The following is a 24,284-nucleotide window of genomic DNA, read 5'->3' on the forward strand; positions in this document are numbered from 1 at the left end:
CGATGCCGAAACGCCGCTGGCGCCGATAGCTCCGATTCCACCGCTGATGTCGCTGGCGCCGATATCGCTGCTTCCGCCGCCGCTGCCGGTTCCGCCAGAGCACCGCGCCGCGAGCACCCCCTTCACCTCGTCCCATCGCCCTTCTCAGGAGCCTGCTGTGACCACTCAGATGCCCACCCACATGACCACCCAAAGCCACACCCTCACCGACACCTTCACCCTGCTGCGCCGCAACCTGCGCCACACCGTTCGCTATCCGTCGATGACCCTCGGCTCGGTGTTCGGTCCGGTCGTCATGCTGCTGCTGTTCGTCGGGGTGCTCGGCAAGACGCTGGGCGAAGGGCTGGCGACTGGCGCGCAGGGCAGTGGGTACATCGGCTATATCGCGCCGGGCATCATCATCACGGCGGTCGCCTCGGGCAGCATGGCCACCGCGGTCGCGGTCTGTGTGGACATGACCGAGGGGATCGTCGACCGGTTCCGGACCATGCCGATATCGCGGGTCGCGATTTTGGCCGCGCATGTCGTCAACAGCGTCATCACCACGGTGGTCTCCACCGGAGCGGTGATCCTCGCCGCCGTGTTGCTCGGATTCCGGCCGCACGCCTCCGTCCTCGAGTGGATGGCCGGCGCCGCGCTGCTGCTGACGCTGAGTTTCGCGTTGACGTGGATGGCGGTCGCCATGGGTCTGGTATCGCCGACGGCTGAGGCGGCAAGCAATGCGCCGATGCTGATCGTGTTCCTGCCGTTCGTCGGATCGGCTTTCGCGCCGGCGGCGTCGATGCCGGCCGGGGTGCGGCAGTTCGCCGAGTACCAGCCGTTCACCCCGGCCATCGAGACCGTCCGCGGGCTGCTCACCGGTGCGCCGATCGGAGACAACGCGGTGATCTCGCTGGTCTGGTGCGCGGTGATCGCATCCGGCGGGTACGCCTGGGCGGTGGCGTCGTTCCGGAAGCCTCGGGCACACTGATGGCGGCCGTGATCGCGCCCCGGCGGCCGGGCCGGCCCGGGAGGACCCTGATGCTCACCATCAGCCAGCTCGCCGACTACGTCGGGGTGACGGTACGGGCCGTGCGGCACTACCACCAGCGCGGTCTGCTGCCCGAGCCGGACCGGGACCACTCGGGCTACCGCCGCTATGACGCGCAGGCGGTGATCGACCTGATCCGTATCAAAACCCTGGCCGAAGCCGGAGTGCCGCTGGCCCGGATCGAGGAGCTGCTGGCCGCCGACGCCGAGCAGTTCACCGACGCGGTGGCCGAGATCGACCGCTCGATGCAGGACCAGATCCGCGAGCTGAAAGAGCGCCGCCGCCGGGTGGCCCAACTGGCCTCCGGCGAGCGCCTGTTCCTCCCGACCGAGATCGCCGAGTACATCGAGGAGCTGCGCGCCGTCGGGGTCAGCGACCGGGGAGTGCTGATGGAACGCGACGGCTGGGTGATCCTCGCCGCGGCGTATCCGGAGCTGGCGCCTCGCTGGATCGCCCACAAGCGGGCCGACCTGGCGGACCCCGAGTACCGGGACTTCTACGTGACCTACGACCAGGCGCACGACTGGCAGGTGGACGATCCCCGCCTCGAAGCGCTCGCCGACACCATGGCCGAGCGCTTCGGCAAGCAGCTCGCCGAAGCCGGGGACCAAGCCGACGAACTGCGGATGGAGAAAGTGCTGTCCGCGGAGGAGCAGAAGCTGTTCGCGGAGTACGTCAACGACTACTCGCCGGCCTGGGTCCGCTTGAATGAGATGGTCGCCAAGCGCATCGCGAGGTAGGAACGCTCGGCTTCGTTGTCGGTGAGCATCAGAGCTTCCTCATAGGCGGTGGCGGCTTCCGGCCACCTCTTCAGCCTTCTGAGAAAGTCAGCTCGGGCAGCGCTCAGATACCGGTAAGTCGCCAGCGTCGGTTCGGCGGCCAAGCGGTCGAGAGCGCTAAGACCCGCCTGCGGACCGTCGCGCATTCCGAGGGCGACAGCGCGGTTGAGTTCGACGACCGGTGAGGGCCACAAGCGGAGCAGGACGTCGTAGAGCGCGACGATCTCTGCCCAGTCCGTGGCTTCGAAACTCGGCGCTTCCGCATGGGCGGCGGCGATCGCCGCCTGGACCGCGTACCGGGTCGGCGGACCGCTGCGAAGAGCCTCGGTCAGCAGGTCCGCTCCTTCGGCGATCATGGCGCGGTCCCACAAGGAACGGTCTTGATCCTCAAGCAGGATCGGATCGCCAGCCTCCGTGGCGCGGGTCGCGCGGCGAGCGTCGATCAGGAGCAGCAACGCCAGCAGACCGATGGATTCGGGGACCGGTAGCAACCGATACAACGTGCGCGCCAGACCGACCGCGGAGGCGACGAGGTCCTCGCGGATCAACGTCTCGCCGACCGGGGCGTTGCTGCCGGTCGCGAACACCAGGTGCACGACGTCGCAGACCGCTGAGACCCGTTCGGGAAGGTCGGCAGCGGTCGGCACGCGATAGGGGATGCGCGCGGTGGCGATCTTCTTTTTGGCCCGAGTGATACGCGCCGCCATGGTGCTCTCCTGGACCAGGAACGCGCGGGCGACTTCGGCGGTCGACAGACCGCAGACCAGGCGCAGGGTCAGGGCGATGCGGGCTTCGCGGGAGAGCGCGGGGTGGCAGCAGGTGAAGATCAGGCGCAGGGTGTCGTCGGCGACGGCCGGGGATTCGTCCGCGTCCTGCGGGTCCGGGACGGTGGCGTCCTCGACGAGCAGCGGCATCGCGCGCCGCCACACCGACTCCCGTCGCAGCAGGTCGCGCGCCCGGTTCCCGGCCACGGTGCGCAGCCAGGCGTCCGGGCGGTCCGGGATGCCCGCCGACGCCCAGGTACGCAGCGCCTGGGCGTAGGCGTCCTGCACGCATTCCTCGGCGGTGTCGAGGTCTCGAGTGATGCGCACGGTCGAGCCCAGGACGGCGGCCCAGTGCGCGCGGTGCGCTGCCGCGACGGCGGCACCGACGTCGAGGGCGTCGACGTCGGAACCACCCGCGGTCTCCTCGGGCACGGCCACCGTCCCTGCTCCCCCCTGCTCTACCCGGCCGCCGTCAGGCGTGCTGGACCAGCGGCTTGATCTCGATCCCGGAGTGCTCGTGCCGGGCTTCGGCCAGCACCCGGGACAGCGCCACGGCCTCGTCCAGATCGGCGGCCTCCAGCAGGTAGAAGCCGCCGACGACCTCCTTGGTCTCCAGGAAGGGACCGTCGGTCACCGCCGGCGCCGAGCCGTCGCCGCGCACCGTGGTCGCCGTCGAGGACGGCTCGAGCTGGCCCGCGGCCAGGACCCGGTCGCCGGCCTGCTTCTGGAAGGCGACGTGCCCGGCGTCGATCTCCGCCATCTCTTCCGGGGAGATCGTCTCCCAGCGCTGCTCGTTGCCATAGATCAGGAGCATGTACTTCGACATCGGCGTTCCCTTCGCGGCGGGCCGTTTTTCGACCCTCTCACTCCTAGGGACGATCTGCATCGGCGCCGATCGACAGCTTCGCGTGCTCGATCGCGGCGGTCAGCGCCTCGTCCTCGGCGACCGCGAGGTCCGGGACGACGCCGACGCCCTCCCAGTCCGTGCCGGTGAACGGGCTCTCCGAGCGGCAGTTCGGCACGGTGACGGTCACATGCTCGGTGAGCTGGTACCAGTCAGTGGGATGCGCGCCGCCGCGCGTGGTGGCGCCGATCAGCGTCGCGCGCCGCAGTCCCTGCAAGGTGTACGCCAGGTCCTCGCCGCCGGAGAAGGTGCGCGCGCCGGTCAGGACGTAGACGGGACGGTCCAGGTAGCGCGGGGCGTCGAGGTGGCCGAGCGACCAGTACTGGCGGGTGCCCTTCACCACGGAGTGCGAGGTGGTGAGCAGGGTGTCGGCGCCGCGGATCAGGTAGCTGCACCACAGCTGCACGCCGTCGGTGGAACCGCCGATCGTGCTGCGCAGGTCCACGATCAGCGCACGGGTACCGGCCAGGAGCTGCATCGCGGCGGCGATGGTGGCGCCGCCGATCTCGGCCGTGGGGATCAGCGTGAGGTCGAGGTAGCCGATGCCGCCGTCCAGCACCTCGACCTTGCGGACGCCGTTGTTGTGCTCGCGGCACAGCGCGGCGAACATGGCCGCGCCGGCCTCCTCGTCGTCATCCTCGAGCGGCTCGGGTTCCTCGCTCCATATGAGGCGCAGGTGCTTGTCCTGACAGACGTCAGCAAACACCTTGGTGACAGCCGCACAGGCCGCCGCACCGTCGAGCTGCGCGTACTCGCCAGCGGCTGCGGCGCGCCGAATCTCGGCCGCGGCCCGAGCCGCCTTGTCGGGATCGATGTACTCCGTCTCGAACCGGGCGAGCGCGGCGTCGAGGACCTTCGGCTCCAGGATCATGGCAGGTGATCATAGGGGTGTAACGCTTTTCGATCATCGAGCGCCTATTCCTATAAGGCACAGGTACGACGGCTTCGGCTGGCACCGTGCCTTCCAGGACGCGTCGCGCCGCACCCCCCGAACGGCGCGGCGCGTCCTTGTCTTCTTCTCACCTCCCCTCGGCGCGGCGCCGCTGCCGACAAGCCTCGGATGTGTCGCGGTTGAAGTTCGCACTACGAACCAGTAAGTTCGTAGAGCGAACTACCGAGGAGCGGAGAGCACCATGTCCGAGAACACCGTCCGGTTCGGCATCGGGGTGTCGAACGCGGTCCGGGACATCGCCGGGACGATGGAGATCGTCGCCGGCGCCGATCGGGCGGGGCTGGACCACTTCTCCGTCTCCGACCATCCCTACCTCGGGCGGATGCTCGACGCGTACTCGATGGTCGGCGTCGCTCTGGGGCGGACGCAGCAGATCAGCGGCATGGTGAATGTCAGCAACCTGCCGACGCGCCCCGCGCCGATGCTGGCCCGCGCGGTCACCTCGCTGTCCGCTCTGACCGGCGGCCGCGTGGTCCTGGGCTTGGGCGCCGGCGGTTCCTGGGACGACATCGCGCGCCTGGGGTTCGCGCGGCTGAGCGGCGCCGAAGCCGTGCGCGCCTTCGAAGAGGCCTTCACCGTCATCAGGTCCCTGACCGGCGGCGGCGCTCCCGTCACCTTCGACGGCGAGTTCTACCACCTGGACCGCGTCGAGCCGGCTCCGGTCGCGGCGCCGCCGATCTGGACCGGCTCCGTCGGTGCGAAGTCCCTGGCTGTCACCGGCCGCCACGCCGACGGCTGGATCCCCGGCCACGCCGCCGACTGGCTGAGCACCCGCTACCGCGATTCACGCCCGGTCATCGACGAGGCGGCACGGGCGGTGGGCCGCGACCCGCGCGCTGTCGCAACGGTCTACAACCTCCCCGGCCGCATCAGCCCCGCACCGCTGCCCGCCACTCGCGACGGCGACGGCCGCTGGCTCGGCGGCTCGGTCGCGCAATGGGTGACGGAGCTGACCGGTGCGGTGCTGGACCACGAGGCGGGCGGCTTCACCTACTTCCCGGTCGGCGACCTGCCGATCCAGCGCGCGTCGGCGGTGTGGGCGGAGGAGATCGTGCCGGGGGTGCGCGAGGCGCTGGCAGCCGCCGCGCGATAAGGCGCGCGCCGCACCGAGTCGCCGGTTTTGTCAGAGTGCACAGCTAGCGTTGCGACCGTGGCTACCTACGTCCTGATTCACGGAGCGTCCTCAGACTCCTGGCTCTGGCACCGCGTCGTCCCGCTGCTGCGTGCGGCGGGGCACGACGTCGTCGCCCCCGACCTGCCGATCTCCGACCCCGCATCAGGGATCCCGGAATATGCGGACGCAGTCGTCGCCGCCCTCGGCGACCGTGCCGCCGCCGACGACCTCATCGTCGTCGCGCAGTCCTTGGGCAGCTTCACCGGGACCGTGCTGTCCCAGCGGGTTCCGGCCAAGCTGCTGGTCTTCGTCTCGGGGATGGCACCGAAGGAGGGCGAGACGCCCGGCGAGTGGTGGGGGGCGACCGGCTACACGGAGGCCAGGCAGGCCAGCGACGCGCGCCTCGGACTGCCGGAGGGCGCCGACCTGAAGGTGGTCTTCTTCCACGACGTCCCCAAGGACGTCGTGGAAGAAGCCTTTGAGCGCGGCGAGGTCCAGCAGAGCGAGCGGGCGTTCGCTCCGCCGCCGATGCCGGCGCTTCCGGCAGACCTTCCCGTGCGCTACGTGGTGGGTCGCGACGACCGCTTCTTCCCCCTGGACTTCCAGCGCCGGACCATCCAGGAACGGCTGGGGTTCGCTCCCGACGAGATGGACGGCGGCCACCTGCTCCCGCTCGCGCGCCCCGAAGAGCTCGTCGAACGCCTGGAGAACTACCGGGTCGAAGCCGGACTTTAGCCACCAGAAAGGATGTGATACAGGTCACCTGCGATCAGGCTAGATCTGCTGTCACATCACCTCCGCGCCGATGGTCTACGTAGCGAAAGCAACCGCCAGACCTGAGGAGCACCGCCATGGAAGCCCGTTTCGACTACTACGGTTCCGCCACCGGCCAGAAGTTCGCCAAGTACATCAACTCGGCGGGCAAGGCCTCCGAAGGTTCGGGCGTGCCTTACGCGACGATCCAGCTCGTCCTGCTGCGCGCCAGCCAGATCAACGGCTGCGGCATGTGCACCGACATGCACTACAAGGACGCGGTCCACGCCGGCGACCAGCCCGAGCGCCTGAACCTGGTCGCGGCCTGGCGCGAGGCGACGGTGTTCACCGACGCCGAGCGCGCCGCGCTGGAGCTGGCCGAGGAGGGCACCCGCATCGCCGACGCCGCCGGCGGGATCCCGGACGCCGTGTGGGCGAACGCCGCCGAGCACTTCGACGAGGAGCAGCTCGCCGGCCTGGTGTCGACGATCGCGCTGATCAACGCCTACAACCGGATGAACGTCATGGTCCGCGTCCCGGCCGGGAACTACAAGCCCGGTCAGTGGTGACGACGGCGGAAGCGGGCACGGCCCGGGCCTGCGCCGGCCGCCCGGGTCAGCAGGTCTTGTAGACGTAAGACGAGCTGCCTGCCGGGCTCACGTCCTGATCGCGGTCCACGATCGCGATCTTCCCGGCATAAGCGTGGCAGGCAGCGGTGAATCCCGCGTCGTCGTACTCGACGTCCACGACGTGGTCGGCGTAGGTGCTCGCGTAGCCGCCGCACTCGCCGTACTTCCCGCACTGCTCCGAGACCGCGAAGTCAAAGCCGATCTGATGCGCGCGCGGCAGGAACTCTGTCGTGTTCTTCTGCGCGATCGCCAGTCCCTTGGCGTGGGCCAGGCGTGCCAGCTGCGTAGCGAGTGCGACGTCGTCATCGGCGGTGAGCAGGCTCTGGGAGCGGGAGTAGGAGTCGAGGTTGTCGGGCTCGATCGCCTGGAATCCCTTGGCCGCGCAGCTCGCGATCCAGCCGCCCTCGATCTGCGCGATCGCCGTGCGCTTGGCGTCGGTGGAGACGTCGAGCAGCTGCTCGTTCCAGTTCTCGTCGATCACCGGCGCGCCGGAGGAGGTCTTCAGCAGCAGGTCCGGGTGGTTGCTCTGCCACCAGCCGGTGGCGTCGGGCTGCGCCTGGAAAGCGTTGAGGTAGCAGATGTTGTAGAGCCCGGGCGCCGGCGAAGCCGAGCTGTCGCGGGAGACGATGCGGACGCCGGACGGCGGGGCATAGGCGCCGCCGATCTGGTAGTCCCACTTCACGCCGGTCGGCGGTGGCGCGGCTGATCTCTGAGGCGCGCCGGCACTGGACGGCTTGCTCGATGAAGTCGGTGCGGAAGTCGGCCCATGCGATGGGGCAGACGATGAACTCGAAGCCGCAGATGTGGACTCCACCGACGAACTCGCGCTCGGAACAGCCGGTGAACTCGCCGACGGCACACTCGGCGCGCTCGGCGCACTCGAGCTGCCCTGCGCCGCGGCCTCCGGCTTCGACCCGCCGCTGGAGCAGCCCGCCACCAGCACCAGCACCGCCGCGACGACCCCCGTGACCCCGCGCATCGCCCCACCTTTCCCTCGTGACACGCCGATGCTAGCCGCCGCCCGGCGCCGATTGGCCTCGAGCTGATCGGGGTTGTTTGAATGATCGCGTGCCCACAGTGAACGCTTTCGCCGCCGTCTCCGCGACCGCCCCGCTCCAGCCGATCACCATCGAGCGCCGCGAGGTCGGGCCGCGGGATGTGCGGATCGACATCAAGTACACCGGCATCTGCCACTCCGACATCCACGAGGTGCGCGGCGACTGGGGCGAGTGCCCCTATCCGCTCGCGCCGGGCCACGAGATCACCGGCGTGGTCTCGGCGGTCGGCGCCGAGGTGACCCGGTTCTCCGTCGGCGACCGGGTCGGCGTCGGCTGCCTGGTGAACTCCTGCGGCCAGTGCAAGGAGTGCGAGCGCGGCCAGGAGCAGTTCTGCTCGGTCAAGGCGGTCTGGACCTACGGCGACACCGACGTCGACGGGACCGTCACCCAGGGCGGCTACTCCACACAGATCGTGGTGACCGACCGCTTCGTCGTGCACATCCCGGACGCGCTGCCGCTGGAGACCGCCGCGCCGCTGCTGTGCGCCGGCATCACGACCTACGCGCCGCTGCGCCGCTGGGGCGCCGGTCCCGGCAAGAAGGTCGCGGTCGTCGGCCTCGGCGGCCTCGGCCACGTCGCGGTGAAGATCGCCCGCGCGCTCGGCGCCGAGGTGACCGTCCTGTCCCAGACCCTGTCCAAGAAGGACGCGGGCCTCGCGCTCGGCGCGAGCGACTACCGCGCGACCAGCGACCCGGCGACCTTCGCGGACCTCGCGGGCACCTTCGACCTGATCGTGAGCACGGTCAGCGCGCCGCTGCCGATGGACTCCTACCTGCTGATGCTCGGCGTCGGCGGCGCCATGATCAACGTCGGCGCGGCGCCGGAGGAGAGCGGTCTGCACCTGCGGATCCTGAACCGGCAGCGGGTCCTGGCCGGCTCGCTGATCGGCGGGATCGCCGAGACCCAGGAGATGCTCGACTTCTGCGGCGAGCACGGGATCGGCGCGGAGGTCGAGATCATCGCCGCCGAGCAGATCAACGAGGCCTACGAGCGGGTGCTCGCCTCGGACGTGCGGTACCGGTTCGTCATCGACATCTCGACGCTGGCCTGAGGGGGTAGCTCCGTCCCGGCCATCGTCATGGTTGACTAGTGTTCTAGTTAACCGTAACAATTACTCCCGTCCACTCCGGCGAACGGGAGCTTTTCGATGATCGATTTTCACGTCGACCGGGCCGGCAGCGTCCCGGCCTACGCCCAACTGGTGCAGCAGGTCCGCGAGGCCCTGCGGCTGGGCCTGCTGCACCCCGGCGACAAGCTGCCCACGGTCCGGGAGGTCGTCACCTCCTGCGCCGTCAACGCCGCGACCGTCCTGAAGGCCTACCGCGAGCTGGAGCTCTCCGGTCTGGTCGAGGCCCGGCAGGGCGCCGGGACCTACGTCTCCGGCACCCTCGGCGGCGCCGCCGACCAGGCGGTGATGGACGAACTGCGCGGCCGGTTGACCGGCTGGGTCGGCGACGCCCGGACCGCCGGCCTGGAGGACGACGACATGCGCGCCCTGATGACCTCGGTGCTCGCGGAGCCGCCGGGGGAGCTGACGGCTGAGCAGCGCGCCGCCTCCGCCCCCTCGCAAGACAGAGCACGGCGATGAGCGAGTTCGCCATCCAGACCGAGAGTCTCGGCAAGCGCTACCGGAAACTGTGGGCGCTGAAGGACTTCAGCGTCTCGCTGCCCGCCAACAAGGTCATCGCACTGGTCGGCGCGAACGGCGCCGGCAAGTCCACGCTGATGTCCATCGCCGCCGGGATCCTGCCGGCCAGCGAGGGCGAGCTCCGGGTCAACGGCCGCGTGGTGCTGCTGTCCCAGGAGAAGCCGCTCTACCGCTCGTTCACCGTCGCCGACATGCTCGCCTTCGGCAGGCATCTGAACCGGGTCTGGGACCAGGAGCGCGCGCTGAACTGGCTGGGCCGCTTCGACATCCCGCTGAACCGGCCCTGCGGCAAGCTCTCCGGCGGCCAGCAGACGCAGGTCGCGATGGCCGTGGCGCTCGGCGCGCGGCCCTCGGTCCTGCTGCTCGACGAGCCGCTGGCCAACCTGGACCCGCTGGCCCGCCGCGAGGTCACCGGCGAACTGCTCGCCGAGGTGGCCGACAGCGACATGACGGTCGTGCTGTCCACCCATGTGGTGGCCGAGCTGGCCGGCGTCGGCGACTACCTGCTGCTGCTCGGGCAGGGCCGCGGCAAGCTCGACGGCGACGTCGAGGAGCTGCTGGCCCAGCACGCGCGGCTGACCGGCCCGCGCGCCGACGCCCCGCCGGTCGAGGGCGAGATCGTGCAGGCGCAGCACACCGAACGGCAGTCGACGTTCGTGATCCGCACGCTGCTCGGCGCGGACACTCCGCTGGCCGAGCCGTGGAAGGCGCAGCCGCTGACTCTGGAGGACCTGGTGCTCGCCTACCTGAAGCCGCATCGCAGTCCCGGGGAGGAGCTGTGAAGGGCCTGATCTGGCTGACCTGGCGCCAGCACCGCTGGCCCATAGCGGTCAGCGCCGCGCTCACCGTGATCCTGGTCGTCCTCATGGCGCTCACCGCCTCCGATCTCGGCTCGCTGGCCGCCAAGTGCGCGGACCACGCGGCGCGGTGCCAGGTGGCCAAGACGCAATCCGTCCCGTCGCACGCCAGCTACCTGATGAACACGGTGGTCTTCCTCCCGGTGCTCGTCGCGGTGTTCTGGGGCGTCCCGCTGCTGGCCCGCGAGTTCGAGCAGCGCACGCTGCCGCTGGCCTGGTCGCAGGACGTCAGCCGGGACAAGTGGCTGGCCGGCAAGAGCACGGTGATGGTCGTCCTGGTCGCGGCGATGGGTACCGCCCTGGCCGCCGAGTCCGAGCACCTGGCGCACCAGTTCCACGCCTACACCGGAGAGAGCCTGTTCGAGGGCACTCAATTCCAGGCCGGCGGCTGGCTGCCGCTCACGCTGGGACTGGCCTGGCTCGCGGTCGGCATCGCGGCGGGCGCGGCGACCCGGCGGGTGCTGGTGGCGATCGCGGTCGTCGGCGGGCTCTGGATCGTGCGCATGGTCGGGATGGTCCAGTTGCGGCCGCACTTCGCGACGCCGGTGACGATGATCAAGCAGTTCGACCTCGGTAGGGTCGGCGCGGGCCCGGCCGCGCCCACGGCATCGAACGACATGAGCCTCAGCAACGGGAACGTCCCCTTCCTCGACGCCCACGGCGGCACGCACTCGCCGCAGCAGGTGATGGACGGCTGGTGCGGGTCCGCCGACGACATGAACGCCTGCCTGCACCAGCACGGCATCATCGGCACCCTGGACAAGTTCCAGCCCGCGAGCCGGATGGGGACGTTCCACCTCATCGAGAACGGCATGAACCTCGGGCTGTTCGTGATCGCGCTGGCGGTCGCCTGGTGGTGTGTGCGGCGGACGCGGACCACCGTGGTCTAGAAGCCCGCCTAGAAGCCCGCCTAGACGCCCGTCTAGAAGCCCACCGCTAAAAACCCACTGCGCGCAAAGTCCCGGCGAGCGCTTCGAGCGCCGCCGGGTACGCGCGTTCCGTCGCCGCCGCGTAGCCGATGAGCAGGCCTTGCCGGGCCGCTTCGGTGTTCTGATACAGCTCGGCCAGTCCCCGAACCGCCAAGCCGCGCGCTTCGCCCTCGGCGCGGATCTCGCTCTCCCCCGGTCCCTCAGAGGGCAGCGTCACCAGTACATGGAGACCGGCTGGAACGCCTTGCACCGACAGGCTCGGGAACTCCTCGAGCAACGCCACCAGGCGTTCGCGACGCTTGCCGTAACGAAGCCGCGCGGCGCGTACATGCCGGTCATAGGCGTGAGACGCGACGAAGTCCGCGAGCACCGCCTGGCCGATGCCCTCGCTGAAGGGCTCTGTCTCCAGCTTCGCCCGCACGAAGGACTCGACCAACCGCGACGGCAGCGCCAGCCAGCCCAGACACAGCCCGGGACCGAGCGTCTTCGACACCGACCCGCAGTAGACGACCTCGCACGTCGCGACCGGCTGCATCGCGCCGACCGGGCGCCGGTCGTAGCGGAACTCGCTGTCGTAGTCGTCCTCGATGACCAGCGCCTCGGTGCGCCGAGCCCACTCGACGACCGCCCGCCGACGCGACGGCTCCAGCGGCACACCGGTCGGGTACTGATGCGCCGGGGTGAGAAACGCGGCGCCTTCATCGCTCAGCGCCTCCACCACCGCGCCGCCTTCATCGACCGGCAGCGGCCGGACGTCCATGCCCGCACCGGCGACGAGGTCCCGGAAGATCGCGTGTCCGGGCTCCTCCCACGCCACCGTCCGCGCTCCCCGCGACCGCAGCACGCGCGCGATCAGCTGCACGCTCTGGTGATAGCCGCTGGTGATCACGACGCGGTCCGCCGATGTCTGCACGCCGCGCGTCCGGCCGAGGTAGTCGGCCAGCGCGGCCCGCAGCTCGAAGCGCCCCTGCGGATCGCCCACGCCGAACAGCTCCGGCCGGGCCGCCGCGAGTACCCGGCGCGTCGCGGCGGTCCAGCCGCGCAACGGGAACGCCGCGAGATCCGGGCTGCCCGGCCGCAAGTCGTGCTCCGGACGCACGGCGGCGAACCGGTGCGGCGAGGCGGCCGGCGGCTTCGGGTCGCGGACGTCGGCGACCGCGGTGCCGGAGCCGGGCCGCGAGGTGAGGAAGCCCTCGTCGACGAGCTGGCCGTAGGCGGAGGTGACGGTCCCGCGCGAGAGCCCGAGCTGCTCGGCCAGGCCGCGGCTGGACGGCAGCGGCACGCCGGGGCGCAGGCTGCCGTCGCGGATCGCCTCGCGCAGCGCGGACTCCAGCGCCGCGCGGCGCTTCGCGGGTCCCGCGGCGCTGAGGTCGCGCTGGAGGTCCAGCTGAAGGTCGAGATGAAGATCTAGCCGCGAACCGGTCCAAGCTTTCGCCATGGAAGTGGAGCTTAACCGTGGACCGGTGTCTGCCTACGCTCGAGGCATGCCAGTCGTCATCGCGCACGTCAGCGACATCCACATCGACGCCGGTCCGCGCGCCGCCGAGCGCACGCGCCGGGTCTTCGACCACCTCGACGCCCTGCCGGCCGACCTCGATCTGGTCGTGCTCACCGGGGACATCGCCGACCACGGTCTGGACAGCGAGTACGAAACCGTCCGCCAAGCCACGGCGACGCGCCATCCGCTGCTGGTCTGCCCCGGCAACCACGACGACCGCGAGGCGTTCCGGCGCGCGCTGCTCGGCGTCCCGGCCTCGACCGGTCCGATCAACCAGGTGCACCGCACCGACCGGTTCGTCGTCGCCCTCTGCGACTCCTCGATCCCCAAGCAGGACGACGGATTCCTCGCCGACGAGACGCTGGCGTGGCTGGCCGCCGAGCTGGACGCGACGCCCGACGGCGTCCCGGTCCTGATCGGTTTCCACCACCCGCCGGTCGAGCTGCACACACCCTTCGTCGACAAGATCCGGCAGTTCGGCGAGGAACGGCTCGCCGAGGCGGTCGCCGGACGGCAGAACGTCGTCGCGCTGCTGGCCGGACACGCGCACACCGCCGCCGCCACCCACTTCGCCGGGCTGCCGCTGCTGGTCGCGCCGGGAGTGGTCTCCACGATTCCACTGCCCTGGGAAGGCGAGCGGGCACTGCACCTGGACCACCAGCCGTCGCTGGCCTTCCACGTCATCGACGACCGGCACCGGATCACCACGCACTTTCGCAGCATCGTGTAAATCGTTTGCCGGTGCCCTCGCCTCGGTGCTGCACTGGTGATGTCCGCGTCCCCGTCACGAAGGAACCGCCCATGCGTCTGTCGGCTGCCATGCCCACTCCGATGGTCATGTCTGTCAACGCGAAGGACGCGGTTTCCGGTGCGGTATCTGAATTTGGGCATCCTGGCGCACGTCGACGCCGGTAAGACCTCCCTGACCGAGCGGCTGCTGCACGCCGCCGGGGTCATCGACGAGATCGGCAGCGTGGACCGCGGCACCACGCGGACCGACAGCCTGGAGCTGGAACGCCGCCGCGGCATCACGATCAAGGCCGCCGTCACCGCGTTCCCGCTGGGCACGGCCTCCGTGAACCTGGTCGACACCCCGGGGCACCCGGACTTCATCGCCGAGGTCGAGCGCACCCTCGGCGTGCTCGACGGTGTGGTCCTGGTGGTGTCGGCGGTTGAGGGCGTGCAGGCGCAGACCAGGGTCCTGATGCGGGCGATCCGCCGGCTCGGACTGCCGACAGTACTGTTCGTCAACAAGGCCGACCGCGCCGGCGCCGATCCGGAGCGCGTGCTCGCCGAGATCTCCGCGAAGCTGACGCCCGCCGCGTTCCCGCTCGGCACGATCGCCGACGCCGGGACACGCGAGGCGCGGTTCGTCTCCGACGTGCCGGAGCTGCGGCGGCTGGGACTGTGGTCCCAGCTGGTCGCGGACAGCCGGCGCGGCGCAGTGCATCCCGTGTACTTCGGCTCGGCGATCACCGGCGCCGGAGTTCCGGAGCTGATGAACGGCATCGAGCAGCTGTTGCCCCGGTCGGCGGAAGACAGCTCGGCGAAGGCAACCGGCCGGGTCTTCAAGGTCGAGCGCGGAGCCGCCGGCGAGCGGATCGCGTATGTGCGCATGTTCGCCGGGTCGCTCAAGACGCGTGACCGGTTGCCGAGCGGCCGGGTCACCGGGATCTCCGTGCTGTCGGCGGCGGGCGGCGCGCCGATCCCGGCGGACGCCGTCAGCGCCGGGCAGATCGGGGTCGTTCGAGGCCTGACCCGGGTGCGGATCGGCGACCGGCTCGGCACGCGCGCCGGAGCCGGCGAGGCAGCCGCGACCTACTTCGCACCGCCGACGCTGGAGACCGTGGTCGAACCCCGGGATCAGGCCGACCGCGGCCCGATGTTCGCGGCGCTGACGCAGCTCTCCGACCAGGATCCGCTGATCGGGCTGCGCTACGACCGGGACCGCGCGCAGACTTCGCTCTCGCTCTACGGCGAGGTGCAGAAGGAGGTCATCCAGTCCACGCTCGCCGAGGAATACGGCGTCGCGGTGGACTTCCACGAGACCACACCGATCTGTGTCGAGCGCGTGCTCGGCGTCGGAAAGGGCTTGGACGTCATCAAGATCGGCGACAATCCGTTCCTGGCCACGATCGGGCTGCGGATCGCCCCGGCTCCGCCCGGCTCCGGAGTGTCTTTCGGGCTGGAGATCGAACTCGGATCGCTGCTGCCCGCGTTCCTCACCGCCATCGAGGAGACAGTGCGCATGACGCTGGCTTCGGGACTGCACGGCTGGGAGATCCCGGACGCGAAGGTGACCCTGACCCGCAGCGGATACTGGGCTCGGCAGAGCCATTCGCACGGCACCTTCGACAAGAGCATGTCGAGCACGGCCGGCGACTTCCGGGCGCTGACGCCGCTGGTGCTCATGGAGGCGCTGACAGAGGCCGGGACCGAGGTCTGCGAACCGATGCACCGGTTCCGGCTGGAAGCGCCGAGCGCTGTGCTGGGAACGGTTTTGCCGGTCCTGGCGACCTTCCGCGCGGTTCCGGGATCCACCACGGTGGCCGGGGAGACAGCCGTGTTGGAGGGGACGGTTCCCGCCGCGCGGGTGCACGCTCTGGGGCAGCGGATTCCCGGGCTGACCGGAGGCGAAGGCGTCTTGGAATCAGCCTTCGACCACTTCGCGCCGGTCAACGGTGGCGAGGTGCCCGAGCGCGCCCGATGGGACGCGAACCCCTTGGACCGCAAGGAGTACTTGATGCGGGTGCAGCGCGGGGTGTGAGCGGATCGGCGGTGTCGAAGCCGCCTGTCCCGCTCGCCCCGCGCGCATCGTTCACGCCGCCGCGACGGCCGTCCACCGCGGGTCCCGACCGAGGTAGCGCAGCAGCTCCGCCTCCGCGTCGTCGCCGGGCTGCGGGGTGAGCGCCGTCGCGTACGCGCCGTACTGCCGCAGCGGCTCGACGATCTGCCGCGCGACGTCCAGCAGTTCCGCCGACAGCTCCGGCGTCAGCGGCGACGGCGCGCCGACCGCCATCGCTATGTCCCACGCGTGCACGGCCGCGTCCAGCGCGCACGCCCCGGCGCCGACGCGGGCGCTCAGCTTGTTCGGCGGGACCGGGACCGCGACCTCCTCGGTGTCCGGGTCGACAGCGGACCACGCCGCCGCGGAGCGGGTCACAGCCTGCTCCACGTAGGCCTTCGGGTCCTGCGGCGGGGTCGCCGACGGGGTGAAGGGGTTCTCTTCCGGACCCGATCCGCCGTCCAGGAAGGAGGCGAACCCGAGCTGGTCGCCGGCCGCGTGCCGGAGCACCTGGGTGACGGTCCAGTCCGTGCAAGGGGTCGGACGCCCCAGGTCGCCGGCGGCGAGCGAGCCGACCACGGTGCGCAGGGCGTGGTGCGAGGCGTCGAGGGCGGCGAATCCGGTGCTGGTCATGGTTGATCCCTTCGTTCGGACCTGCGGCGCTGTGCCGTGGTCACCTCTGTATTCTAGCAGAACGGAATGGTTCGTTCCACTCCTTCGCCCGGCATAGTGGGGACCGCTCCGGGTAGCGTTCGACGCGTGGACTTCGATCTCGACGCCTACCTCGCCCGCATCGGCTACACCGGCGAGCGCACCGCGACCGCCGCGACGCTCGGCGCCCTGCAGCGTACGCACATCTACGCGATCCCGTTCGAGAACCTGGACCCGGTTCGCGGTGTCGTCCCGTCCCTGGACCTGGACGACCTGACGGCGAAGCTGGTCCACGGCACCACGCGCGGCGGCTACTGCTACGAGCACAACACGCTCTACGCCGCCGCCCTGCGCGCGCTCGGCTTCCAGGTCACCGTGCTGGCCGGCCGGGTCCTCGTCGGCGCCAAGCCCGGCGACCAGCGGCCGCGCACGCACATGCTGCTGCTCGCCGAGACGCCCGACGACCCGCACCGCTACCTGACCGACGTCGGCTTCGGCAGCGAGGGCGCGCTACTGGACCCCATGCCGCTGGCGCCGGCCGACGTCCGCGACCAGCCGCGTCACCATCGGCTGTCGATCACCCCCGCGGACAGTCCGCTGGAGCAGTGGGTGCTGCGGGCGTTCCTGGACGGCCAGTGGCGGGATCAGTACTCGTTCACGGTCGAGCCGTTCTACGCGCCCGACTTCGGGGTCATCAACTACTACATCGCGAGCAGCCCGCGCTCTCCGTTCAGCTCGCGCGTCTACGCCTGCCGGACATACCCCGACCGGCAGCTGAAGCTGGACGCCCGCGCCTTCACCGTCACGCAGAACGACGGGACCTCGGTGACGCGCGATCTCGCCGACGACGCCGAAGTCCGGCAGGTGCTGGCCGACGAATTCGGCATCGTCGCCCCGCCGCAGGCTTAGAAAGCCTTACAGACCCAGCGAATCCGCCAGTTCGACGGCTTCGTCGGCCCAGCGCGCGCAGATGGCGAGCCCGGCCGCGCGCGCCTCGTAGCGGACATGGGGATCGACCGCTTCGCCGCTGCCGTAGGCGCGATGCCGGTCCTCCAGCGCCGCTTGCAGACACCAGGGCATCAGCCAGTCGTATTTGACCGCCGAGGCGCGGATGCCGAGCACCGCTGATCGCGGGTCGCCGGACCAGCCGGCGGCCTTCAATCCGTCGAGATAGGCCTCGGTCACCAGATCCGGCAGGTGCTCGGCGAAGTCCGGCCGCAGCGGCCAGTCGAAGAAACTGTCCGGGACCAGGTTGCCGGCGTCCTCGCCGACCGCGCCGTCGCCGGTGAAGGCCCAGTCGAGCAGCGCCACGGCGCCGTCCGGACGCCGGATCACGTTGTTGGGCCACAGATCCAGGTGGCAGACCGTGCGCGGCAGCCGCGTCATCACCGTGAGCAGCCGCTCGCGGTTCCGGTGCAGACGGACCAGAGCCGCGCGCAGCTCCGGCGGGAAGTGCGCCGCGATCAGCGGGAGGGACCAGGCGCTGTCGTCCTCCAGCAGGGAGAAGTCGGCGGGCCGGGTCGTGCTGTAGTCCGCCAGGAATCCCTGGCTGAACCACGGTTCCGAGGGCAAGTGCGCAGAGCCCTGCGCTTGGCCCATGGCGAAGGCGACAGCCGCGATGTCTTCCAGCGTCAGGTCTCCGCCGTGGGTCCCGGACACGTCCTCGAGAAGCAATTCGAGGTCGCCGTCAGGCAGCTCGCGCAGCTCGACGAGCTTCGGCGCGCCGAGGCCGAGCCGGTCCGGCAGCCCGCTGAGGTAGACGTCGGCCTCACGCCGCCAGTAGTTCCAGAACCGGGGGTCGGCGGAGGAGGCCCACTGCGGCGGGGCGTCGGTGCGGCGATGGGTCAGGACCTTGTGGATCAGCCCGTCCTCGCCGCGCCAGACGCCGCGGGTGACTGCGTTGTTGCGGTTGTGGGGCAACGGCAACTGCTCTTCGGGCATATCAGAACTCTACTGACTGGCGGCGGTCTCCACCGGGCCGGTGACGCCGGCGGCGAGCTTCGCGGTCAGCCGCGCCTGCAGGCTGTCCAGCATGAGGTCGAGTCCGTAAGCGAAGTTCTCCGCGCGGGCCTCGCGGGGGTCCTTGGCCAGCTGCTCCAGGTAGACCTCCGCCAACGCCGGGTCGATGGCCGAGTCCGCCATCTGCGGGCCCACCTTCTCGTACCACTCGCGCTCGGAGTAACCCTGGCGGCGCAACGCCATCAGCCACCCGGCCTCGGCGGAGGTGATGCCGATGACATAGGAGGACACCGAGCTCATCGCCTTGGTCGCCTCCTGCATGTCGAAGCCGGCTGTGGTCATGATGGCCAGACCCCGCCTGGTCACGTCGACGACGTTCGGGCCGAGGTAGTTCAGCCCGACCTGCCCGAGCACGCTCATCAGCCACATGTGCCGCAGTCCGGTCCGCCGCAGGCTGTGCGCGGTGATGTGCAGGGCGAGCCGCCAGCTCGCGGGGTCGGTGACCTCCGGGACGTCCATTTCGCCGTAGACCTCGTCGACCACCAGCTCGATGAGCTCGTCCTTGTTCGCGACGTGCCGGTACAGCGAGGTCGCGCCGGCTCCCAGCCGCTGGCCCAGCGAGCGCATGCTCAGCGCCTCGATACCGTCCGCGTCGAGCAGCGCGATCGCCTCGGCGACGATGCGCTCCCTGCTGAGCTGCTCCTTCTGGCGGCGCTGCGGCCGGGTCCAGACCGAGGCCAGAGGCGGAGCGGGGGAGTCGGAGCCGAAGCCTGGGTCGGAGTCGTCGGTGTCGTTGTCCACGCTCTCCACGATAGCTCAGGGGCGCGCACACTGTTCGCTGTTGCGCACAGTGTGCGCACCAGCGTACGGTGGTCCCATCGATGCGCACACTGTGCGCAGATGCGAACGGTGTACGCGACCGGTAACGGGACCGCGTCACAGGAGGAGGGGAAATGTCCGAGACGACTATGGGCGGCCGGCGGCGCTGGCTCATCCTGATCGTGCTGTGCCTGGCCACGCTGGTGCTCGTCGTGGACAACATGGTCCTGACGGTCGCGGTGCCGGCGCTGACCGAATCGCTGCACGCCAGCGCGCAGAACATCCAGTGGGTCCTGGACTCCTACATCCTGGTGTTCGCCGGCCTGCTGCTGACCACCGGAAGCCTGTCCGACCGGTTCGGGCGCAGAAGAGTCCTGATCATCGGTCTAGCGGTGTTCGGCGTCGCCTCGGCGGTGGCCACCATGGCGCACAACCCCGGCGAGCTGATCGCCGCCCGCGTCGCGATGGGTATCGGCGGCGCGCTGCTGATGCCGAGCACGCTGTCGATCCTGATCACCGTGTTCACCGACGAGGCCGAGCGGCGCAAGGCGATGGCCGCCTGGACCGTGGTGGCGATGGTCGGCCTGGTCGGCGGGCCGGTGCTGGGCGGCGTGATGATCAGCCACTTCTGGTGGGGCTCGGTCTTCCTGCTGAACATCCCGATCGCGGTGCTGGCCATCATCTCCGCGGTGGTCCTGATGCCGGAGAGCAAGGGCCCGTGGCGCAAGCCCGACCCGCTGGGCACGGTCCTGTCGATCGTCGGCCTGACCTCGGCGGTGTGGGTCATCATCGAGCTGCCGAAGGGCCTGACCCGGCCCAGCACCCTGACCGCCCTGGCCGTCGCGGTGGTCGCGCTGATCTCCTTCGGGGTCTGGGAGACCCGGATCGCCGAGCCGATGGTGCCGCTGCAGCTGTTCAAGCAGCGCAACTTCTCCGGCGGCTCCTTCTCGCTGACCCTGGTGCAGATCGGCAACGGCGGTCTGCTGCTGGTGATGACGCAGTACCTGCAGTTCGTGCTCGGCTTCTCGGCGCTGAAGGCCTCGCTGTGCTTCATCCCGCTGGCCATCGCGGCTCTGATCTTCAACACCCTGGGCGCCGGGCTCGGGATGAAGTTCGGCAACCGGCCGCTGATGGTCGTCGGCCTGCTGATCTGCGCGGTCGCCTTCGGCATCCTGGCCGATCTGGGGGTGAACGACGGTCTGACCAAGCTGTTCGTCGGTCTGTTCCTGCTCGGCGCCGGCTCCGGCCTGGCGATGCCGGCGGCGATCACCGCGATCATGGGCGCGGTCCCGCCGGAGCACGCCGGGGTCAGCTCCGCCCTGAACGACACGGTCCAGCAGACCGGTGCCGCGCTGGGTGTGGCGATCATGGGCACCGTGGTGGCCAGCCGGTTCACCGCGGCGATGCCGGCGAAGGTCACCGGCGCCGCACGGCACTCGCTCGGCGACGCCTACGGCATCGCGGCGAAGACCGGCGACAGCGCGCTGCTGGAATCGGCCCGCACCGCCTTCACCTACGCGGCGTCCGTCGCCTACATCGCCGGCGCGGTCGGCGTGATCGCCGCGGCCCTGGTGTCCTTCGTGGTGCTGCGGGACGACAAGCCGGCGGCGCCGGCCGACGGCGCGGGTGCTGCGGGTGCTGCGGGTGCTGAGCAGGGCCACACCGACGGCACGCTGATCGGCGCCGAGGCCTGAGGAACGCCGAACCACTCCGCACGACAAGCGGGCCCGGAGTCCATCCCCGCGATGGACTCCGGACCCGCTTCACGCGTGCGCACCGGGGTAAGCCCGGTGGTCCGCACCGACACCGTGCCGCGGACGACTGTGGGCCCGCGAGCCATATCACGAGCCGCAGGTGAGGCCCATTGTTCCCTGCATGACTGATTCCGCCCCAGCTCCCTCCCCCACCTCCGAAAGCGCAGGCGACTCCGTCTGGCGGGTCGTCGGCGCCTCCATGGTCGGCACCACACTGGAGTGGTACGACTTCTTCCTCTACGGCACCGCGGCCGCCGTGGTCTTCCCGAAGGTCTTCTTCGTCAAGAGCGATCCGCTCACTGCGACGCTGCTGTCCTTCCTCACCTACGCCCTGGGCTTCGCGGCCCGGCCGATCGGCGGCGTGGTCTTCGGCCACATCGGCGACCGCGCCGGCCGCAAGAAGACGCTGATGGCCAGCCTGGTCATCATGGGGATCGCCACGACCGGCATGGCCTTCGTCCCGGGCTACTCCTCGATCGGCGTCTGGGCGCCGGTCCTGCTCACCTCGCTGCGCATGGTGCAGGGCTTCGCGCTCGGCGGCGAGTGGGGCGGCTCGGTGCTGATCGTCGCCGAGCGGGACAAGACCCGGCGCGGGTTCTGGGCCTCCTGGCCGCAGGCCGGGGCGCCGCTCGGCTTGGTGCTGGGGACCGGTGTGATCATCCTGCTGTCCCAGAACATGAGCGAGAAGTCGTTCCTGGACTGGGGCTGGCGGGTGGCCTTCGGCCTGTCGGCGATCCTGCTGGTGGTCGGCTTCTGGGTCCGCAGGTCGCTCAACGAGACCGAGGCGTTCCGGGCCGCTCAGGCGAAGAAGGACAGCGCCCCGCCGAAGCTCCCGGTCCTGGAGGTGTTCCGCACCTCTTGGCGCGAGATCCTCATCGCTTTCGGCAGCCGCATGGCCGAGAACATCTCCTTCTACCTGGTCGCCACCTTCTCGGTCACCTGGATCACCCAGCACCTGAAGCTGTCGAAGTCCTTCGGGCTGGACGCGGTGATGGTCGGCGCGGCGGTCGAGACGGTCCTGATCCCGCTGTTCGGGATGCTCTCGGACCGGATCGGGCGGCGGCCGGTGTATCTGGCCGGGGCGATCGGGATCGGGATATGGACGCCGATCTTCTTCGCGCTCGTCGATCAGAAGTCGTATCCGCTCGCCGTGCTCGCGGTCACCGTCGCCCTGGCCTTCCACGGTCTGATGTACGGCCCGCAGGCCGCCTTCTTCGCCGAGATGTTCCCGACCGGGGTCCGCTACTCCGGCGCCTCGATCGGCTACCAGGTGGCCTCGATCGCGGCCGGCGCCCCGGCGCCGCTGATCGCGGTGGCGATCCTGCAGCACAACGGCGGCAAGACCTCCGCGTGGCTCACGCTGTACATGGGGCTGGCGGCCGTGGCCACCATCGTCGCCCTGTACTTCGCGCGCGAGACGCGGTCGGTCTCGATGTCCGGCCAGAGCTCAGCCGAGCCCGCCGAAGAACTCCACGACGTCGCGCACTAGCACCTCGGGAGCCTGGTGCGCGGCGTAGTGGCCGGGCGTCTCGTACACGTTCCACCGCACGATGTTCGCGTGGTCGCGCTCGGCGAAGCGGCGGATGCCGAAGAAGTCGTTCGCCGAGCCGGCCAGCGCGGTGGGCACCGTGGTCGGGCCCTCGGGGCGCTCGGTGTCCAGAGCCATCTCGCGATAGAAGCGCAGGGCTGAGCCGGCGGTGCCGGTGAACCAGTAGGTGGCGACGTTGGCCAGGATGAAGTCGTCGTCGAGGTTCTCCGGCAGCAGCTGGATGTTCCAGCCGAGCAAGCCGACCGGCGAGTCAGACAGCGCGTGCGCCAGGGTCTGCGGCTGCTGGGTCTGCACCTGGTTGAAGGAGCCCATGTTCTCCCAGAACCATTGCAGGGTCTCGATGGCCTGCTTCTCCTCGGGGGTCATGTCGGTCAGCTCGGCCGGGTCGCCGGAGGGGAACGAGAACAGCTGCGTGACGTGGACGCCGACGCAGTGCTCCGGGTCGAGGCGGCCGACCTCGGGGGAGATCATCGAACCGCCGTCGTTGCCGACCGCGCCGTAGCGCCGGTAGCCCAGGCGCGCCATCAGCTCGACCCAGGCGCGGGCCGTGTGGTGCAGGTTCCAGCCCTGCGCGGTCGTCGGGCCGGCGAAGCCGTATCCCGGGATCGAGGGGATCACCAGGTCGTAGCCGGCGGCGGTCAGCGGCTCGATCACGTCCAGGTACTCGGCCTGGGAGCCCGGCCAGCCGTGGGTGAGCAGCAGCGCCGTGCCGTTCGGGGCGTCCGCCTTCACGTGCAGGAAGTGGATGTCCTGGCCGTCGATCTCGGTCAGGAACTGCGGGTGGGCGTTCAGCCGCGCCTCGAAGGCGCGCCAGTCGAAGCCGTCGCGCCAGTACTCGGCCAGCCGCCGGACCCGGGAGAGCGCGGTGCCGTACTCGCCGTCGGCGCCGTCGAGGACCGAGGTCCAGCGGGTCTGCTCCAGCCGCCGACGCAGGTCGTCGAGGTCGGCCTGGGGGATCTCGACGCGGTACGGACGGATCGCGGTGCTCTGCTGCTGGGTCATGGGTGCTCCTCGAATTGGAACGGAATCCCTCGTTCCGTTCTGAGGTCGACTCTACCGGAACAAAGCATTCCGTTCAAGTGTTAGCCTGGAGCCATGACCACCCCCACCCCGCCGCGCACCGCGCCCCGCACCGGACCGCTGTCCGGCCGCAAGGCCCAGGCCAACCGCAACGACGAGGCGATCCTGCGCGCCGCGCGCGAGGTCTTCGTCGCCGATCCGTCCGCGCCGATCTCCGCCGTCGCCAAGGCGGCCGGTGTCGGGATCAGCGCTCTGTATCGAAGGTACGAGAGCAAGGAGGTGCTGCTGCAGACGCTCTGCGCGGACGGCCTGGCGACGTACATCGAGTGTGCCGAGGCGGCGCTGGCCTCCGACGCACCGCCGTGGGAGACGTTCACGGACTTCGTGCGCGCCGTGATCGACGCCGACGTGCACGCGCTGACCGTGAACCTCGCCGGGACCTTCACGCCGACCGAGGAGATGTTCGGCCAGTCCGTGCGCGCCGTGGAACTGGCCGACGCGATCCTGAAGCAGGCGCACGAGGCCGGCGCGGTCCGTCCCGACTTCGCCCTCACCGACATCGCCATGCTGCTGGAGCAGCTGACGGCGGTCACCGGCCCGGGTCCGGAGCGGACCAGGGAGCTGCGACACCGCTACCTGGCGCTGCACTTCGACGCGCTGCGGGCGCACACGGCGCACTCAGGGCTGCCGGGCCCGCCGCCGAGCGAGGAGGAACTCGGCGCCCGCTGGATCCCGAAGGGGTGAGGCGACGGGTCCGGGGCGGAATCTGCTACATCTTGTAACAGATTCCCGACAACCCGGGTCGGCGGGCTCCGCGTCTGGAAAGATCTGC

At 70.3% G+C, this 24,284-nt stretch carries 25 protein-coding genes; 16 read left to right on the forward strand and 9 right to left on the reverse strand.

What is annotated here, in order from left to right:
• Positions 1-157: 157 nt before the first annotated feature.
• Positions 158-970 (forward strand): ABC transporter permease, encoded by an 813-nt coding sequence (locus CACI_RS43875; RefSeq protein ID WP_015797410.1) that lies wholly within the window; start codon positions 158-160, stop codon positions 968-970.
• Positions 971-1,020: 50 nt separating this feature from the next.
• Complete coding sequence (locus CACI_RS43880; RefSeq protein ID WP_015797411.1) at positions 1,021-1,770, forward strand: MerR family transcriptional regulator; 750 nt, start codon at positions 1,021-1,023, stop codon at positions 1,768-1,770.
• On the opposite strand, the gene CACI_RS43885 is transcribed toward CACI_RS43880, so the two are convergent.
• From CACI_RS43885 to CACI_RS43895, 3 genes are read right to left on the reverse strand one after another with little or no spacing between them, the layout of a single operon-like run.
• On the reverse strand, positions 1,713-3,011 hold the full coding sequence (locus CACI_RS43885) for an RNA polymerase sigma factor (RefSeq protein WP_015797412.1): 1,299 nt from the start codon (positions 3,009-3,011) through the stop codon (positions 1,713-1,715). The two genes, CACI_RS43880 and CACI_RS43885, sit on opposite strands and share 58 nt — an antisense overlap.
• 34 nt (positions 3,012-3,045) lie before the next feature.
• A complete protein-coding gene (locus tag CACI_RS43890) occupies positions 3,046-3,399 on the reverse strand; it encodes a YciI family protein (protein WP_015797413.1) in 354 nt (117 codons plus the stop codon).
• A gap of 43 nt (positions 3,400-3,442) precedes the next feature.
• Positions 3,443-4,348 (reverse strand): S41 family peptidase, encoded by a 906-nt coding sequence (locus tag CACI_RS43895; protein WP_015797414.1) that lies wholly within the window; start codon positions 4,346-4,348, stop codon positions 3,443-3,445.
• A 262-nt stretch (positions 4,349-4,610) separates the two neighbouring features.
• Here CACI_RS43895 and CACI_RS43900 point away from each other — a divergent pair, with 262 nt between their 5' ends.
• The 3 genes from CACI_RS43900 to CACI_RS43910 all read left to right on the forward strand — a co-directional run bounded on the left by CACI_RS43900 (position 4,611) and on the right by CACI_RS43910 (position 6,865).
• The gene (locus CACI_RS43900; RefSeq protein WP_015797415.1) at positions 4,611-5,522 is read left to right on the forward strand and encodes an LLM class flavin-dependent oxidoreductase; all 912 of its coding nucleotides are present in this window, start codon (positions 4,611-4,613) and stop codon (positions 5,520-5,522) included.
• A gap of 57 nt (positions 5,523-5,579) precedes the next feature.
• Positions 5,580-6,278, forward strand: a complete 699-nt coding sequence (locus CACI_RS43905; RefSeq protein ID WP_015797416.1) for an alpha/beta fold hydrolase — start codon at positions 5,580-5,582, stop codon at positions 6,276-6,278.
• Between the two features lie 116 nt (positions 6,279-6,394).
• Positions 6,395-6,865 carry a carboxymuconolactone decarboxylase family protein gene (locus tag CACI_RS43910; RefSeq protein WP_015797417.1) on the forward strand — a complete coding sequence of 157 codons (471 nt, stop codon included), beginning with the start codon at positions 6,395-6,397 and terminating at the stop codon, positions 6,863-6,865.
• Positions 6,866-6,911: 46 nt separating this feature from the next.
• On the opposite strand, the gene CACI_RS43915 is transcribed toward CACI_RS43910, so the two are convergent.
• On the reverse strand, positions 6,912-7,607 hold the full coding sequence (locus tag CACI_RS43915) for an endo alpha-1,4 polygalactosaminidase (RefSeq protein ID WP_015797418.1): 696 nt from the start codon (positions 7,605-7,607) through the stop codon (positions 6,912-6,914).
• A gap of 121 nt (positions 7,608-7,728) precedes the next feature.
• Between CACI_RS43915 and CACI_RS53380 the strand changes: the two genes are divergently transcribed.
• The 5 genes from CACI_RS53380 to CACI_RS43940 all read left to right on the forward strand — a co-directional run bounded on the left by CACI_RS53380 (position 7,729) and on the right by CACI_RS43940 (position 11,378).
• Positions 7,729-7,971, forward strand: coding sequence for a hypothetical protein (locus tag CACI_RS53380; protein WP_015797419.1), 243 nt, complete (start codon positions 7,729-7,731; stop codon positions 7,969-7,971).
• A 22-nt stretch (positions 7,972-7,993) separates the two neighbouring features.
• A complete protein-coding gene (locus tag CACI_RS43925; protein ID WP_015797420.1) occupies positions 7,994-9,034 on the forward strand; it encodes an NAD(P)-dependent alcohol dehydrogenase in 1,041 nt (346 codons plus the stop codon).
• Positions 9,035-9,130: 96 nt separating this feature from the next.
• Complete coding sequence (locus CACI_RS43930) at positions 9,131-9,571, forward strand: GntR family transcriptional regulator (RefSeq protein WP_015797421.1); 441 nt, start codon at positions 9,131-9,133, stop codon at positions 9,569-9,571.
• Positions 9,568-10,413 carry an ABC transporter ATP-binding protein gene (locus CACI_RS43935; protein ID WP_015797422.1) on the forward strand — a complete coding sequence of 282 codons (846 nt, stop codon included), beginning with the start codon at positions 9,568-9,570 and terminating at the stop codon, positions 10,411-10,413. Before CACI_RS43930 ends, CACI_RS43935 begins: the two co-directional genes overlap by 4 nt.
• Positions 10,410-11,378, forward strand: coding sequence for an ABC transporter permease (locus tag CACI_RS43940; RefSeq protein WP_015797423.1), 969 nt, complete (start codon positions 10,410-10,412; stop codon positions 11,376-11,378). The genes CACI_RS43935 and CACI_RS43940 overlap by 4 nt, the downstream gene beginning before the upstream one ends.
• Before the next feature lie 46 nt (positions 11,379-11,424).
• Here CACI_RS43940 and pdxR read toward each other — a convergent pair whose 3' ends face one another.
• Complete coding sequence (pdxR, locus tag CACI_RS43945; RefSeq protein WP_015797424.1) at positions 11,425-12,855, reverse strand: MocR-like pyridoxine biosynthesis transcription factor PdxR; 1,431 nt, start codon at positions 12,853-12,855, stop codon at positions 11,425-11,427.
• A 46-nt stretch (positions 12,856-12,901) separates the two neighbouring features.
• Here pdxR and CACI_RS43950 point away from each other — a divergent pair, with 46 nt between their 5' ends.
• Both CACI_RS43950 and CACI_RS43955 read left to right on the forward strand, forming a co-directional pair.
• Positions 12,902-13,645, forward strand: a complete 744-nt coding sequence (locus CACI_RS43950; RefSeq protein ID WP_015797425.1) for a metallophosphoesterase — start codon at positions 12,902-12,904, stop codon at positions 13,643-13,645.
• A gap of 138 nt (positions 13,646-13,783) precedes the next feature.
• Entirely contained in the window at positions 13,784-15,682 is a 1,899-nt protein-coding gene (locus CACI_RS43955; protein ID WP_015797426.1) for an elongation factor G, read from the forward strand.
• Between the two features lie 51 nt (positions 15,683-15,733).
• Here CACI_RS43955 and CACI_RS43960 read toward each other — a convergent pair whose 3' ends face one another.
• Positions 15,734-16,333 carry a TIGR03086 family metal-binding protein gene (locus CACI_RS43960; protein WP_015797427.1) on the reverse strand — a complete coding sequence of 200 codons (600 nt, stop codon included), beginning with the start codon at positions 16,331-16,333 and terminating at the stop codon, positions 15,734-15,736.
• A gap of 126 nt (positions 16,334-16,459) precedes the next feature.
• On the opposite strand from CACI_RS43960, the gene CACI_RS43965 reads away from it, so the two are divergent.
• Positions 16,460-17,260 carry an arylamine N-acetyltransferase family protein gene (locus CACI_RS43965; protein WP_015797428.1) on the forward strand — a complete coding sequence of 267 codons (801 nt, stop codon included), beginning with the start codon at positions 16,460-16,462 and terminating at the stop codon, positions 17,258-17,260.
• 6 nt (positions 17,261-17,266) lie between these two features.
• On the opposite strand, the gene CACI_RS43970 is transcribed toward CACI_RS43965, so the two are convergent.
• Complete coding sequence (locus tag CACI_RS43970; RefSeq protein ID WP_015797429.1) at positions 17,267-18,292, reverse strand: protein kinase family protein; 1,026 nt, start codon at positions 18,290-18,292, stop codon at positions 17,267-17,269.
• 9 nt (positions 18,293-18,301) lie between these two features.
• Complete coding sequence (locus CACI_RS43975; protein WP_143765648.1) at positions 18,302-19,111, reverse strand: TetR/AcrR family transcriptional regulator C-terminal domain-containing protein; 810 nt, start codon at positions 19,109-19,111, stop codon at positions 18,302-18,304.
• Positions 19,112-19,263: 152 nt separating this feature from the next.
• On the opposite strand from CACI_RS43975, the gene CACI_RS43980 reads away from it, so the two are divergent.
• Together CACI_RS43980 and CACI_RS43985 are read left to right on the forward strand one after the other, a co-directional pair.
• Positions 19,264-20,823, forward strand: a complete 1,560-nt coding sequence (locus CACI_RS43980; protein WP_015797431.1) for an MFS transporter — start codon at positions 19,264-19,266, stop codon at positions 20,821-20,823.
• 259 nt (positions 20,824-21,082) lie between these two features.
• A complete protein-coding gene (locus CACI_RS43985) occupies positions 21,083-22,372 on the forward strand; it encodes an MFS transporter (protein ID WP_395994356.1) in 1,290 nt (429 codons plus the stop codon).
• On the opposite strand, the gene CACI_RS43990 is transcribed toward CACI_RS43985, so the two are convergent.
• Positions 22,331-23,434, reverse strand: a complete 1,104-nt coding sequence (locus CACI_RS43990) for an epoxide hydrolase family protein (protein ID WP_015797433.1) — start codon at positions 23,432-23,434, stop codon at positions 22,331-22,333. The two genes, CACI_RS43985 and CACI_RS43990, sit on opposite strands and share 42 nt — an antisense overlap.
• 93 nt (positions 23,435-23,527) lie before the next feature.
• Here CACI_RS43990 and CACI_RS43995 point away from each other — a divergent pair, with 93 nt between their 5' ends.
• On the forward strand, positions 23,528-24,196 hold the full coding sequence (locus CACI_RS43995; RefSeq protein ID WP_015797434.1) for a TetR/AcrR family transcriptional regulator: 669 nt from the start codon (positions 23,528-23,530) through the stop codon (positions 24,194-24,196).
• Positions 24,197-24,284 lie beyond the last annotated feature (88 nt).

The sequence above is a fragment of the Catenulispora acidiphila DSM 44928 genome (genome assembly GCF_000024025.1).
Taxonomy (GTDB): Bacteria; Actinomycetota; Actinomycetes; order Streptomycetales; family Catenulisporaceae; genus Catenulispora; species Catenulispora acidiphila.

Bases quoted from the DNA above. Each gene is read 5' to 3' on its own strand.
- CACI_RS43880 (WP_015797411.1), top strand. From the start codon at position 1,021: ATGCTCACCATCAGCCAGCTCGCCGACTACGTCGGGGTGACGGTACGG.
- CACI_RS43890 (WP_015797413.1), bottom strand. From the start codon at position 3,399: ATGTCGAAGTACATGCTCCTGATCTATGGCAACGAGCAGCGCTGGGAG.
- CACI_RS43895 (WP_015797414.1), bottom strand. From the start codon at position 4,348: ATGATCCTGGAGCCGAAGGTCCTCGACGCCGCGCTCGCCCGGTTCGAG.
- CACI_RS43900 (WP_015797415.1), top strand. From the start codon at position 4,611: ATGTCCGAGAACACCGTCCGGTTCGGCATCGGGGTGTCGAACGCGGTC.
- CACI_RS43910 (WP_015797417.1), top strand. From the start codon at position 6,395: ATGGAAGCCCGTTTCGACTACTACGGTTCCGCCACCGGCCAGAAGTTC.
- CACI_RS43930 (WP_015797421.1), top strand. From the start codon at position 9,131: ATGATCGATTTTCACGTCGACCGGGCCGGCAGCGTCCCGGCCTACGCC.
- CACI_RS43935 (WP_015797422.1), top strand. From the start codon at position 9,568: ATGAGCGAGTTCGCCATCCAGACCGAGAGTCTCGGCAAGCGCTACCGG.
- pdxR (WP_015797424.1), bottom strand. From the start codon at position 12,855: ATGGCGAAAGCTTGGACCGGTTCGCGGCTAGATCTTCATCTCGACCTT.
- CACI_RS43950 (WP_015797425.1), top strand. From the start codon at position 12,902: ATGCCAGTCGTCATCGCGCACGTCAGCGACATCCACATCGACGCCGGT.
- CACI_RS43960 (WP_015797427.1), bottom strand. From the start codon at position 16,333: ATGACCAGCACCGGATTCGCCGCCCTCGACGCCTCGCACCACGCCCTG.
- CACI_RS43970 (WP_015797429.1), bottom strand. From the start codon at position 18,292: ATGCCCGAAGAGCAGTTGCCGTTGCCCCACAACCGCAACAACGCAGTC.
- CACI_RS43980 (WP_015797431.1), top strand. From the start codon at position 19,264: ATGTCCGAGACGACTATGGGCGGCCGGCGGCGCTGGCTCATCCTGATC.
- CACI_RS43985 (WP_395994356.1), top strand. From the start codon at position 21,083: ATGGTCGGCACCACACTGGAGTGGTACGACTTCTTCCTCTACGGCACC.
- CACI_RS43990 (WP_015797433.1), bottom strand. From the start codon at position 23,434: ATGACCCAGCAGCAGAGCACCGCGATCCGTCCGTACCGCGTCGAGATC.
- CACI_RS43995 (WP_015797434.1), top strand. From the start codon at position 23,528: ATGACCACCCCCACCCCGCCGCGCACCGCGCCCCGCACCGGACCGCTG.